The sequence below is a fragment of the Azospirillum sp. A29 genome (genome assembly GCF_042604625.1).
Classification (GTDB): Bacteria; Pseudomonadota; Alphaproteobacteria; order Azospirillales; family Azospirillaceae; genus Azospirillum; species Azospirillum palustre.
The window spans coordinates 304,642-316,387 of record NZ_CP170467.1; the positions used below are offsets into that span (position 1 = coordinate 304,642).

The window sequence follows — 11,746 nt, forward strand, 5'->3', positions numbered from 1 at the left end:
TAGAGACGCGCCGGCGACACGCAGGAATGCCATGGTGGGCTTCGATTCGACTGCACGTCCGCCGCCAAACCGCAGCGGCACCGCCGCACATCAACCGCACTCCGGCCGCGCATCGGCAGCGCGCACCGCAGCGCCCCACAGCGGCGGCTTCGGCCTGCTTCCGCGGTGTGCTGGCAATGGCTTTTGACGTGATCGGGGATGTAGGCGCAATAACGCAAACTGTTAGCAGACCCCGCGCGGTACCCACCGAGGCGATCCGACGAACGGCGGCATTGGCTGGAGGTCCTGACCACTTGGCTCGCATGCCCGGTCATTGTGGTCGACATCGCCGCCCTGAACGAAGCCGCGGTGCGGGCAATCTACCGCGCCCGTTACATCAAGGATCCCGGTTTCGCCGACATCACCGACGACGCTCTGCACGCCCTGACCCTGGGCATGCTAGGTTTACCGGCAGCAGCATCCGAACTGCTGTCCGGTTCAGGATGACGCTTCGGCAGGCTCCGCCAAAGTAGTCGGGATCAGGATGTGCATCGTGGTTCCCCGCCCCAACCCACTGTCGGCGAAGATATTGCCCCCCCAACTGGTGATGATGCCATGCACCACCGGCAGCCCCAGCCCTGTGCCATGGCCCACCGCCTTGGTGGTGAAGAATGGATCGAAAATACGTGCCAACGTTGCCGCGTCCATTCCGCACCCGCTGTCGCGGACGCTCAGCGCGGCATAACGACCGGCCGGATGTGGCCAAGCCCCCTCCGTCGCCTCATCAAGCTGCACCGCGTCCAGCGTGACCTCTATCTCTCCTTCCGATGTCCCAATCGCATCGGTTGCGTTCCGGATCAGGTTTATCAGCACCTGCGCCATCTGCGTCTCATCAGCGCGAACAAGGAGGGGCAATGCGGCGATCCGCCAGACGAGTTCGACGTTCCGGGGAATGAGCACATCGACCATCTCGACTATGCTGCGCAGTGCCGATCCCAACTGCAGCGGACCGGCTCCCGCCGGATCGGAGTGGCTGAAGGCCAGCACCTGTTGGGTGATGCGCTTGGCGCGCTGCGCGGCCTCGATCACCCTGGCCAAGTTTTTCTGTGCTTGGCCATCCGGCGGCACATCCTCCATGACCAGTTCCGTCAAACCGATGATCGGTTGCAGCATATTGTTGATCTCATGCGCCAGACCGCCCGCTAGGCAGCCCAGCGCCTCCAGCTTCTGGGCCTCCCGCAGTTGGGCCTCCAGTTCCATGCGGGTTTCGGCCGAGTTGCGGCGTTCTTCGGCAAGCCGCAGTTCTGCCTCCCGCAGACTCAGCACCTCGGTCACTGCTTCCCGTTCCCCGGTCACCTGCCTCACGGCCTCAAGCAGGTCGTCGACCGCGGAATTGAGCGGATTGGAGGCTTGCGTGACGATCTGCTCGGTATAGGCGCCAATCTGCTTGAAGCGTCCATAGAGCGTGACGGGGGCATCGCTGCGGCCGACCAGATCGTGGAGCAGTGTCTGTCGCAAGCGGTTCAGCATGCGCAGCCGGGTGTCCCGGGCGCGATGGAAATAATTCTGAAAATGCCCGTAGTGGATTGGAAAGCGGGCAACGTAGTCGTCACGGAAGCCGTTGCGAACCGGCAGGTCTCCATCCCCATCGTCGGCGAAGAAAAAGAGCGCGGAGAGTGTCTGGTTGACGTTGATGCCCAGGATTTCACCGAAGGTCGAAAAGCCGGCCACGGGAAGGTCGTCGAAGACGGTCAGTCTCGCCAGGTTCGGACCATTGTTGATCCGCCGCAGGACGCAATCGTTGAGAAGCCCGCCGATCGGTTCGGGCTTGTCGCGGAGAAAGGCGGCGAAGTCGCTCCTCGTCTGCTCGATGAAATCGGTGGCCTCGAGCAGGAACAGCTCGTCACCGGCGTTGACGTCGCAGAAGAAGGAAACCCGTCCCTCCGCATGGTCGATCCCCGCCACCGAGCGCACGAAGAGCCCGCTGTCCAGTTCGACGGCAAAGGTATGGGAGACCAGCAGGCGATCAAGCTCGTCGGCATGGCACCGGAGGCTCCGGCACAGCGCCTCGATAAAGCCGGTGACCTCCAGGCTGTCGGGATCGATGACGCTCGTCACCGTCCTCCGGATCGGGTCGCAGTCCAGGATTGTAAAGGATGGTCCCGCCTTGCGGAAATTCTGTGACTTGAAGACCCCGTAGCGTTTGCCTGGAGCCATTCGCACGAAGGCGATGACCGCATGGTTGTCCAACACCCGGTCGCCGTCATGAACCCATGTCTGCCGAAAATCCAGGGCTCCTCCGGCGGAGCCGCCGACGAACAGCACCGGGAAACGGCCGGACGCATAGATCGCCTCCATCAGGAAGCTCTCGCTGGCGGACAACCCGTCGATGAACAGCAGCGCCACTGTGTCGTGGCAATCGAGCAGGAATGCCGGATCCACCGCCTCAAGCGACTGGCGGATCGCGTCGATGCGCTGCTCATGGGAGTGGCGGATGTGCCCCTTCCGGATGTCTTCGCTGTGCAGGGGAACGCTGTGGATGCTCACATCGGCGAACAGGGAGCGGCTGAAGGCCTGAAGAACGATGCCGTCCTGCCGCTCTCCGGGATGGTAGAGCCCTCCGGGCACCCCCGAACACAGCTCTCCCGCCGTCGACACCAGCACCAGCCTGCTTTGCGGATCGACGGCTGAGCGCAGGCCCTCCGCGATCTCCGCAAAGGGAAGCTCCGGCGATATGAAGCCGAGGACGAAAGCCGGCGGACCGTCGTCGAAGGCAAGCAACCTCGGAACGTCGTCGAGACCGGCGGCGTCAATGGAAAGGATGCGTACGAACGCATTCGAACGTCCGATGGCACTTGGCATGGTGCAACCTCCTGCGACGAGAGCTCACCACGGAATGATCAGGGTCCGGCCGGCCGGCGGAACGGCCCGCCGCCGGTCAGCGCACGGCCTCCCGCAGGAACAGGTCCTGCCAGCCGAAGCGCAGCATATGCTGGGGGATTTCCCCGGCGCGGCCGATCCGGTCGCCGGCGATCAGCGTAGCCCCGGCCGCCCGTGCCGCGACCGCGAGGCTGGTCGATGTGATGCCGACGATGCAGGTCTTCAGATTCGCCCGCTCCGCAGCTGCGACGAAGCTGTTCATATCCTCCATGATCCTGGCCTCGGTACCGCGGTCGGAGGCGATCATGGTGGTGAGGCCGGTCAAGCCGGTTCCTGACAGGCTCGCGAAGCTCTGCTGGCGGCATTCCACGCGCAGGAATGTCCAGCGGCAGAATGGCCGCACCTCGTTGACCAGCTCACTCATCCGGCCATTGGGCACACCGGCGGGAAAGCGCAGGAATTCGAAGACCAGGAAGGGGCGCAGATAGTCCGGCACCGATTGGCAGATCGCGAGATAATCCTGGCGGGTCCGGCGTGCCGCCAGCGTCTCGAAACAGACGGGCACCGACACCATCAGCCGGAACTTGTTGCGGAACAGTTCGTCCAGAATTTCGACCGTATCGGCCAAGGTTTCGAGGTCGACCTTGGCCAATTGCTGCGGTTCGCTGATCGCCGATAGCGCCAGCATCCCTTCGATAGAGGTTCCATCGGGAAAGCGGCGGACCGGCGTGCACATGTAGGTGGAAATCACCTGCCGGCCGACATCCCACAGCGGGCGGTACATGATGCCGATCTGCGCCATTTCCAACTGCGATAGCTTCAGCTTGCGCGGCTCCTCCGCACCGGCCGCGGCAGATGCCGCAGGGGTTGCTGTCGAGGGTGCCGCCCGTTTCGCGGAGCCGTCCGTCTCTATCGTCTTCCCGACTGCCGAAAGAAGGTCCGCGACGGAGGCATGTTCAAACATCAACTTTCCATCGATCACGCCAACGGCCGTGGAAACGGTGATGTCGGCGAGTTTGGGGTCGCCGAGGAAAAGCCGGTACAGTTCCTCGGCGATCTTGGCGCAGACGAGCGATGCGGCTGGCCGGCTCAGCGTTGCAAAGACGATGATGTATTCGCCGTCGCCGTTGCGAAACTGGACGTCCTTGTCGGCAATGTGGCGGGTGATGATGCGATCCGCAGAGCTGTGAACGCGGTCGCGCAACTCATCCCAAGCGGGACCGAGGCTTGCACGCAAGGTGTCGAGGTTCAGCATATGGATACGGCCGGCGGAGAGCAGTTGCGGCTGGGCCAGCAGCGCTTTCAGCCGACTTTCCAAGGCCCTCATCCGCTCGATGTCCGCATCGTTTGCCGATCCGCTCCGCGGCGAAGGGGCGGTTGCGACGGGTTCCTCCTCGACGAACCAGTTCCGAAGCTTTTCTCCCAATGACAGTCCGCGCATGACCGGATCCTTATCAGAGTCAACGTCACCTGGGACGGACGGGATGGGCGATGGGATAGTTGGGCAGGCAACTGGAGACCACGGCCAGCAGTTGATCCCGAGTGAAGGGTTTACCGAGGACATGGTCAGCGCCCATCTGTTCGGCGACCTTCAGCAGTTCCATGGCATGGCTGCGTCCGCCACCGGAGATCGCGATGATCTTCATGGCCGGCATCGAGCGACGGATGTGCATAATCGTGCCGATTCCGTCCGCCCGCGGCATGATCAAGTCGCAGATGACCAGATCGACGGCACTGGCCCGCAACTGACGTAAGCCGTCTTCGCCATCCTCCGCCTCAATGACGGTCATCGATTGGCGCTCCAGAAACTGGCGCAGAACAAGGCGGACCATGTCCTCGTCATCGATCACGAGCACTGTCGGCATCATGCCTCCCATCCGCGTGGGCTTGCAGTCGTACACCACAAAAGAATGCGCGGGAGGCCATTGCCAGAGCGTTAACGTGCGAACTGGGGCACTGCCGAAGGTCGTGGCACCATCTGGTAATGCTTACGCCAAGTATATTGGATATGATCATGGGGTCTGGACTCATAACCAGCAGGCCACGTCGTCGATGCCCATGGCATCCCACTGGCCGTGAGGCTCTTTCCGGCCAACCGGGTCCCAAGGTCAGCTATCGGCAGGTTCTCCGCTGCGCCGGCTCGCATTCCCCCATCAGCATTGCCCGTCGGCAACGCCTCCATGTTGGCTGGAACCCTGGTGCGGCCCGGGCGATCTCGTCCAGCAGCGCCAGCACCTCGCCAAGCGGCGCACTTTGCTCGCTGATTGTGCCGTCCGGCCCCCACATGGCGGCGATGACATCGAGCCTCGCCAGAACGTCGGCGGTGCCAGCGACGGGCCGGGCCTGGATCTCAGCGGCAAGGCGCCGCGCTTCCTGCTCCAGCCGGCGGATTCGCCATGCCGCGGCGTTGGGCGCTCCTGGTGCTGACCGGGGGCCGTTTAACTGCCCGACCTTGGCGGCGATCATCATCCGGAACCGCTTGGCGGCTTCGTCGCTGATGGCGGTCCAGCCTGGCGCCGGGATCGTCTCCAGCTGGGTAGCCTCGGTGTAGTGACGTCGTCCAACCAGCACCGCCGGGATGGGCGAACGGCGGCGCTGCCGTTCCTGCTCGGCCAGCAGCTCGGCCAACTCGATCCGCACCGCGCTCCACCGGCGCCATGTGGGGCTGACGGTCATGGGAACCGCATCCCATCGTGGGACCGTGGGACGGAGCAGCGCCCGGTGTGGTGGAAGTCCTTCGCATCCGAATGCTTCGAGAGCGAGGGACAGGCATGGCCGAACGGTGGTTGGTGGAAACGATGCCCCTGCAAGGGAGCCCGCACGGGCCGGCGCTGCGCGCGGCGCGTGACGCCCTGTGCGCGGTCGGGCTGGCGTCCGGCGTCACGCTGGTGCTGATCGAGGAATGGGAGGTGCTGGCGGAGCTGAACGCCCGACACCGCGGCAACTGGTTCCCACTCCTGCCCCGGCCGGCGGCAGCGCCGTCCTTCTGGGTGGCCGCGGTCGATGCCGACGGCGAGTTCGTCGCCACCCATGGCGTGGTGCTGCTCGACTGCTCGGCGGCCAGCTTCGGCGCGCGGGTCGGGGACCTGACGGCGTTCCATGATCCTGGTGCTGCTCCGGTGGGGGAGTTCGGGTTCTGCGCCTCGCCGGCGGCGCATGAGACGCGCGGGGCGGTGGCCTGGATCGTCGCCGGCTGGAACCGGCCGGACTGGCGCGGGCGCGGGCTGTTCCACCTGCTGGGCGCCGTGGCGCGTCTGGTGGCGCTGGACCGTTGGTCGCCGCGCTGGGTGGTCGGGCTGGTCGATCCGGAGACGGTGCCGGTGTGGGCGCGCCGCTGCGCCGGCCGGGCGCTGTTGGAGCCCCTGCCCGCGGTGCTCTACCAGCAGGCGGGCGTTGGGCGGCTGCCGCTCCATTTCATGCGCTGGAGCCGGCCGGCGGTGCTGCTCGACCTGCAAGAGGCGGCGCGGGCGCGTTCAATGCAGCGTCTGGACGTCGACGGCAGACAGGACCGCGCGGCGCCCCTGGCTCTCCCACCCATAGAGCGCGTGGGTGTAGACGAAGGGCCGGCCGACACCCGAGACGGTCACCCGATTGAAGACCGCCTCGCCGGCGCCGATGCTCTCGGCATACTGCGCCCCGATGCTGTGCGCGAACTCGACATGGGGATCCGCTTCGTCGGGCTGGTTGATGACGGCCCGGCCCCAGGCGCGCCCCAGAACCGACAGGGTCGGCACTCCCAGATGCCGGAAGCACAGCGGCTCAGCCGAGCCGGTGCTGGACAGGAAGGTGCAGCGATCCATCAGGCCGGCGCGCTTCAGGAAGGCGGGCAAGGACGGGGTCAGCATGCGCTGGCGCCTGCACTCCGCCACGATGGTGCGCTGCCAGTCCGTCGCCTCGGCCAGCGTCAGCCGGACGATGGTGGTCTCCGGCCGGACGGCGGGGCGCTGAGCGCCCCGGTCCTGGGTGGGGAAGATCAGGATGGTCACGCCGCCCGCTCCAGCTTCAGGGCCTCCACCGCGGCGGCGTAGGCCGCCTGGAACTGCGCCGGGGTAATGCCGGCGGCTCTGGCGCCGGCATCGACCATGCGGCCGGTCGGCTCCAGCGGCAGGGCCAGCGTGGCGGGCGCCTCGGCCTCGAAGGCGGCGACTGTGTCGGCGAAGGCGTCGGCGTCCTGGCGCTGGTCGTTGGCGCCATCCTGTTCGGCCGGGATGTCGGCGAGATGCCCCTCCAGCCAGGCGCGGTAATGCCGGGCCATTCCGTGCTCGCGAGCGAAGCCGAGCATGGCGTCATGCAGATGGGCCGAAACGGACATGAAGCGCGTCAGCGACAGGAAGACTTTGCGGTTTGCCGAATCCAGCCCGCGGAAGATGCCGGCAATCTCATTCCCCACCTCTTCCACATGATTGGAGCCCCGAGCTTCGGCTGCTGCGCTCTCCGCCGCGTTGCGCACACACACGGCTTGCATGGCCCGAGACACTTCCTTGGGGAGCTGGTAGGCGTCGGCCGCGTGCCCGGCCTCCATCGCCAGCATCACCCGGCGCTGCATCAACTGTCGCAGTCCGGCCGCCAGAGCCTGGATCGGCGCCCGCATGGTCTCGGGCATTGCCGGGGCGCCGTCCTCAACGGCAGCAAGAACGCGGTCCAGCGGGGCCGAAAGCTGCGGGTTGAGGTTGGGCGTCTGTCCGCTCTCAAGCATCGCATTCGACGCAGCCAGGAAATAGCCCAGCTTCGCGACGGCGTCGGCGGCGCACCGCACCGGCTCCGACTCCAGCCGATCTTCGATCTGGTCGAGCCCGTTCTCCAGGGCCTCCAGCTCCTCGTCCGTCTTGTCGCCGTCGGCAAGATACCGGGCGCGGGCTTCCTCCCAGCGCGCGTAAAGGGAGCCCAAGGATTCGCCCGCCTCTGGGGTCGGGATGCCGGAGCATCCCAGCTGTTTTACGCGATTGACGATGGTGTGGATTGCCAGGGTGTGCGGGTCGTCCGGATCGAAGGGCGGGTTAAGTGCAATGTCCGTCGGGTTCTCCATCGTCCCGCAATGCTCCAGGTGGAACATGGTGTAGACCTGGGCAGCCAGCCCCTCCATGGTCGCGGGCGCGGGCTCGATCACCTCCAGGGCGGCGGCGTCCACCTCTTCGCTCTTGCTGGCAAAGGCGTCGTCGTCGAGGCCCCCCGTCCGCCCAACAAGCTCCGTCACGGCTTGCTTCCACCGCGCGAAGGCGGCAAGGATCTCGGCGTCAGTGCCGGCGTTGGTGGCGATCTGCTGGCGCAGGCGCTCGATGTCCTGCTCCAGGGCGCTCCTTTCCGCCTCCTTCAGGAGGAAGGTACGGGCGCCGATGTGCGGGCATGCCATCCGCTCGGCCTTGGCGAGGAAGTCGGCGAAGGTCTCGGCGGGGGCGGCCAAGATGGCACCATGCAGGCGCTCCCATGCTTTCCCGCTGGCATCCTGCGTCGCTTCATCCTCTTCCGGAATGGCGGGGTGCGCCTCCAGCAGGGCGCGTGTCTGGTCCGCGGCCTCCCGGAAGGTCATCCCGAGTGCGGGAATGGTGGTCGTCGCCAGCAGCGAGGCGCGGAAAGGGGCGGTGTTGCATTCGGCTTCGGTCGGGGTATGTTCGGGTTTGATCGTCATGGTTTATTTCGGTTCCATGGGGGTCAACGGATGGCGCCGCGTCTGCAGTGCCTTCGGTGGGCGCCCGACCGTTCCCGCGGCCGGGCGTTCGTCGTTCTGGCGGTCAGCGGGTCGACAGGTCGGCACCGAACCAGCGGCCGGACAGGCGCGCGGTGGTGCCGTCCTCGGTGGCGCTGGCGATGGCCTGGGTGAAGCGGGCGGACATCTGGTCGCCCTTCCTTACGGCAACAGCCACGCCTCCGCCCAACGGGCCGCCGCTGAAGGCAGGGCCGGCCGGGATCAGGTGCCCGCCAGCGGCACGCAGGGCCTCCACCGACGTCCGGGCGGTCAGCATCGCGTCGACGCGGCCGGCGGCAAGGTCCAGGGCCGCGGCGTCCACCGTCTCGTAGAAGCGCAGCCAGACGCGGGGGAGCAGCGTCTCGAGGATGTGGGCGTGGATGGTCGAGGCCTGCACGGCGATCACCTTCCCGTCCAGGGCGCGGGCCGCGCTGCTGGCAATGCGCTGGCCGGCCTCTGTGGAAAGGTCGGCGCGGTCCAGGTCGGGCATGGAGGCGGCCAGCGTCGAACCCGGCCGCACCGCGAACACCGCCGGGTCGGCGGCATAGGCGCGACTAAAGTCCAGCACCTCGGCCCGCTCGGCGCTGATGCTGACACCCGCCATCACGGCGTCATACCGGCCCTGCTGCAGGCCGGGCAGGATGCCGCTCCAGTCCTGGGCGACGATGGCGCAGCGGACCCGCATCCGGCGGCACAGGTCGTTGGCCAAGTCGATCTCGAACCCAACCAGCTTGCCGTCGGCGGCGGTGGCGTTCCACGGGGCGAAGGCGCCCTCGGTGGCGATGTGCAGCACCGGTACCGGCTCTGGCGGCTGGTTGGCGAGGGAGGCAGCCCCGGCGGCGATGGTGGCGATGGTGGCGGCGAACGCCGTGGCGGTGGCGAACAGGGCAAGGCGGCTCATGCGGGATCCTCCAGGCAAGGCGGGGGCGTTCGCGCCGGACGGCGCGTTGCGAGGTGGTGGGGGTGGATAGCGAGGACTGGTGGCCCTGGATTAGGCGAGGCTAAGCGGGACGCGGCGGCGCGGGAACGGAGTGGCTGTGTGCAATTCTGCGACTCAAGGCGCTGCGCTCGGCCGGTGGCCGGTCAATGGCAGGCGGTGTACTTCACCGAACCGTAGCCGCCACCGTACATCTTGCAGCCAAAGCGACGCTCGGCACGAGCCGCGGCGGCGTTGAGTTGGCGGCTCAGCCCGTTGTTGGCCTTGGCGATGGCGGCGGCGTCTTGGGCGTCCCAATCCGGCTGGGCACGGGCGCGAGCCTCCAGCAGCGCCGCCCGGTCGGCGGCGACCTTCTCGGCCGTCTGGCGGGCGTACATCGACTCCAGACCGGCGCGCTTCTTCATCTCCTTCCAGGCGAGCTTCAGTGCATAGGCGAACTCCCGGCGCGGGCTGGTCTTGTTGAACAGCGACATGCTGCGGGCGGTGGACCATGCGAGGCGGAACAGCTTGGCTCGGCAGATCATGACAGATAGCCTCGTTGCGTATAGACCAACCTTATGCAAAAATATTGGCCTTACCGCGCCTTAACGTCAATGAGAAATATTGACCTTATGCCAGAAAATGCGATCTTCCCGGATCAATGCCGTGCCGCCCGCGCGCTCCTGAACTGGTCTCAGGCTGATTTGGCCGAGCGTGCAAAGGTGGCAAAGCAGACCTTGGCTGATTTCGAGCGGGGAGCCAGGACACCCTACGCCCGAACGCTGGCGGATATCCGTGCCGCGTTGGAAGGTGCAGGCATTCAGTTCATAGCTGCGAACGGCGGAGGCGCTGGCGTCCGGTGGCGCGAGAACCCGGCAAAGCCGGCGTCCAGCGGTGCCGGCGAATGAAGGCCTCCTCCTCGATCATCGTCGACGAAGTCGGCTCGCAGAAGTTCACCCTCGCCGTGGTGTTCGATGGTCAGCGGTTCGAGTGCGGCAGCTATATCAGCCGGGCCGCAGCGATGCAGGCCGGGCGGTTGTTCATTCAGCGCAAGGAGGGGGAGGCGGCCGGCGGTCGGACGAAGCGGAAGCCGGGCAAGGGATGATGGTGCCCCATGACCAATCAGCTGTCGATTGAAAGTCGCCATTCCGCACGCATTCAGATATCAGTGCCGCTATCCTGATCGTATTCGGGCAGGGCTACTGGCTCATGGGCGTACAGGCGCAGCGATGAGGCTGGCCAAATCTTCCCTATGTTAGGTTTGGTTCATCAATCGGGGACTCGGTCAGCCAGTGTGACAAGTCGGTTTCCAGCAGCCGACCCAACGCCGTTACCGAATCACCGTACTGATCCACAAGCGCGTGGCGAAGCCGGGAAGGCAGTGGAGCGGAAGGCCCCTGAAACACAGGCCGACGCAAGGTCTCATCCGGTATCGCATCGTAAAAGCGCCCGTCGACGCCAATATGTTTGCACAGTTGCGATAGGAACGCTCTTGGTTCGGCCACCATTTCCTCGAAGAGCCCGATCATCAGCTGCTCTGCCGGAAATATGGACCGCCAACGCAGAATCGCCTCCGCATAAGCCCCACGGCGCCTCGAGCCGGCTGAGCGGAAATGGTCGAGGAACCATTGTTCAGAGGCTTCGTCCACCGTCATTTCCGCGCGAAGCACAGCCATGCGCGCGGCGGACCACGCCCGCTCAATGGGATTGCGCAGCACATAGAAGAGACGAAGGTCTGGACACAGGCTGTAAAGCTCGCGAATCGCATCGACGGAAATGATCGCGTATGCGGGCGTTATCTCACCGGTGCGGATGCTGATCGCATGTGCATTGGGAACTTCAGCGGCGGGGCGGAACAGGCTTAGCCACCAGTTGACGCCCATGTCCCGGCGAGCGTCCCAAAAGTGGATTTCCTTTCCGGCAGGGAAACGGATGTCCGGATGAGAAGACAAAGTTTCGTAAATCCAGGTCGTCCCGGACTTTTGCGCCCCAATTCCAATGAAATCCGGCCGCATGCTCCACAATCCCACTCATGTTTCGCCATTCGGCCAACGGTATAGAAAGGGCGTCTGTCCTGTCAAACAGGGTGGCGACCTCACGTTTCCTGCGGCAGTGGGCGCTGCTGACCGCAGGAAACTGGCCCGCAGGTACGTCCGATCATCACTGGAATTGCCCGGGCGCGTTTAATGGGTAGAGAACGCTTGCCGTGTTGTTCGAACGCATGATAATGCAGTCACTCGCTGGTTTATGCAGTCGTCTCCAAAATCCTTTTTACGAATCTTTCCTCT

Annotated in this window: 12 protein-coding genes; 4 read left to right on the plus strand and 8 right to left on the minus strand. The window is 65.5% G+C overall.

The window, feature by feature from the left end; genetic code table 11:
* Positions 1-315 precede the first annotated feature (315 nt).
* Positions 316-486, plus strand: coding sequence for a hypothetical protein (locus ABNQ38_RS29435; protein ID WP_377810855.1), 171 nt, complete (start codon positions 316-318; stop codon positions 484-486).
* On the opposite strand, the gene ABNQ38_RS29440 is transcribed toward ABNQ38_RS29435, so the two are convergent.
* From ABNQ38_RS29440 to ABNQ38_RS29455, 4 genes are all read right to left on the minus strand, one after another.
* A complete protein-coding gene (locus ABNQ38_RS29440) occupies positions 478-2,841 on the minus strand; it encodes an FIST N-terminal domain-containing protein (RefSeq protein WP_377810856.1) in 2,364 nt (787 codons plus the stop codon). The two genes, ABNQ38_RS29435 and ABNQ38_RS29440, sit on opposite strands and share 9 nt — an antisense overlap.
* A 76-nt stretch (positions 2,842-2,917) precedes the next feature.
* Positions 2,918-4,300, minus strand: a complete 1,383-nt coding sequence (locus ABNQ38_RS29445; RefSeq protein WP_377810857.1) for a hypothetical protein — start codon at positions 4,298-4,300, stop codon at positions 2,918-2,920.
* A gap of 25 nt (positions 4,301-4,325) precedes the next feature.
* Entirely contained in the window at positions 4,326-4,727 is a 402-nt protein-coding gene (locus ABNQ38_RS29450; RefSeq protein ID WP_377810858.1) for a response regulator, read from the minus strand.
* Positions 4,728-4,971: 244 nt separating this feature from the next.
* A complete protein-coding gene (locus ABNQ38_RS29455; protein WP_377810859.1) occupies positions 4,972-5,535 on the minus strand; it encodes a hypothetical protein in 564 nt (187 codons plus the stop codon).
* Between the two features lie 95 nt (positions 5,536-5,630).
* On the opposite strand from ABNQ38_RS29455, the gene ABNQ38_RS29460 reads away from it, so the two are divergent.
* Positions 5,631-6,887: a hypothetical protein gene (locus tag ABNQ38_RS29460; RefSeq protein ID WP_377810860.1), complete on the plus strand. Its 1,257-nt coding sequence runs from the start codon at positions 5,631-5,633 to the stop codon at positions 6,885-6,887.
* Here the strand turns inward: ABNQ38_RS29460 and ABNQ38_RS29465 are convergent.
* The 3 genes from ABNQ38_RS29465 to ABNQ38_RS29475 all read right to left on the minus strand — a co-directional run bounded on the left by ABNQ38_RS29465 (position 6,842) and on the right by ABNQ38_RS29475 (position 10,003).
* A complete protein-coding gene (locus ABNQ38_RS29465) occupies positions 6,842-8,485 on the minus strand; it encodes a hypothetical protein (protein WP_377810861.1) in 1,644 nt (547 codons plus the stop codon). The genes ABNQ38_RS29460 and ABNQ38_RS29465 overlap by 46 nt on opposite strands.
* A 103-nt stretch (positions 8,486-8,588) precedes the next feature.
* Positions 8,589-9,443 carry a transporter substrate-binding domain-containing protein gene (locus tag ABNQ38_RS29470; protein WP_377810862.1) on the minus strand — a complete coding sequence of 285 codons (855 nt, stop codon included), beginning with the start codon at positions 9,441-9,443 and terminating at the stop codon, positions 8,589-8,591.
* Between the two features lie 182 nt (positions 9,444-9,625).
* Entirely contained in the window at positions 9,626-10,003 is a 378-nt protein-coding gene (locus tag ABNQ38_RS29475) for a hypothetical protein (RefSeq protein WP_377810863.1), read from the minus strand.
* Between the two features lie 87 nt (positions 10,004-10,090).
* Between ABNQ38_RS29475 and ABNQ38_RS29480 the strand changes: the two genes are divergently transcribed.
* Both ABNQ38_RS29480 and ABNQ38_RS29485 read left to right on the plus strand, forming a co-directional pair.
* Positions 10,091-10,366, plus strand: coding sequence for a helix-turn-helix domain-containing protein (locus tag ABNQ38_RS29480; protein ID WP_377810864.1), 276 nt, complete (start codon positions 10,091-10,093; stop codon positions 10,364-10,366).
* A complete protein-coding gene (locus ABNQ38_RS29485; RefSeq protein WP_377810865.1) occupies positions 10,363-10,563 on the plus strand; it encodes a hypothetical protein in 201 nt (66 codons plus the stop codon). The genes ABNQ38_RS29480 and ABNQ38_RS29485 overlap by 4 nt, the downstream gene beginning before the upstream one ends.
* Positions 10,564-10,708: 145 nt before the next feature.
* On the opposite strand, the gene ABNQ38_RS29490 is transcribed toward ABNQ38_RS29485, so the two are convergent.
* A complete protein-coding gene (locus ABNQ38_RS29490; protein WP_377810866.1) occupies positions 10,709-11,473 on the minus strand; it encodes a sulfotransferase family protein in 765 nt (254 codons plus the stop codon).
* Positions 11,474-11,746: the final 273 nt, after the last annotated feature.

Excerpts from the sequence above, each read along its gene's own strand:
- ABNQ38_RS29440 (WP_377810856.1), bottom strand. The coding sequence starts at position 2,841 with ATGCCAAGTGCCATCGGACGTTCGAATGCGTTCGTACGCATCCTTTCC.
- ABNQ38_RS29485 (WP_377810865.1), top strand. The coding sequence starts at position 10,363 with ATGAAGGCCTCCTCCTCGATCATCGTCGACGAAGTCGGCTCGCAGAAG.
- ABNQ38_RS29460 (WP_377810860.1), top strand. The coding sequence starts at position 5,631 with ATGGCCGAACGGTGGTTGGTGGAAACGATGCCCCTGCAAGGGAGCCCG.
- ABNQ38_RS29455 (WP_377810859.1), bottom strand. The coding sequence starts at position 5,535 with ATGACCGTCAGCCCCACATGGCGCCGGTGGAGCGCGGTGCGGATCGAG.
- ABNQ38_RS29490 (WP_377810866.1), bottom strand. The coding sequence starts at position 11,473 with ATGCGGCCGGATTTCATTGGAATTGGGGCGCAAAAGTCCGGGACGACC.
- ABNQ38_RS29450 (WP_377810858.1), bottom strand. The coding sequence starts at position 4,727 with ATGATGCCGACAGTGCTCGTGATCGATGACGAGGACATGGTCCGCCTT.
- ABNQ38_RS29465 (WP_377810861.1), bottom strand. The coding sequence starts at position 8,485 with ATGACGATCAAACCCGAACATACCCCGACCGAAGCCGAATGCAACACC.
- ABNQ38_RS29445 (WP_377810857.1), bottom strand. The coding sequence starts at position 4,300 with ATGCGCGGACTGTCATTGGGAGAAAAGCTTCGGAACTGGTTCGTCGAG.
- ABNQ38_RS29475 (WP_377810863.1), bottom strand. The coding sequence starts at position 10,003 with ATGATCTGCCGAGCCAAGCTGTTCCGCCTCGCATGGTCCACCGCCCGC.
- ABNQ38_RS29470 (WP_377810862.1), bottom strand. The coding sequence starts at position 9,443 with ATGAGCCGCCTTGCCCTGTTCGCCACCGCCACGGCGTTCGCCGCCACC.
- ABNQ38_RS29480 (WP_377810864.1), top strand. The coding sequence starts at position 10,091 with ATGCCAGAAAATGCGATCTTCCCGGATCAATGCCGTGCCGCCCGCGCG.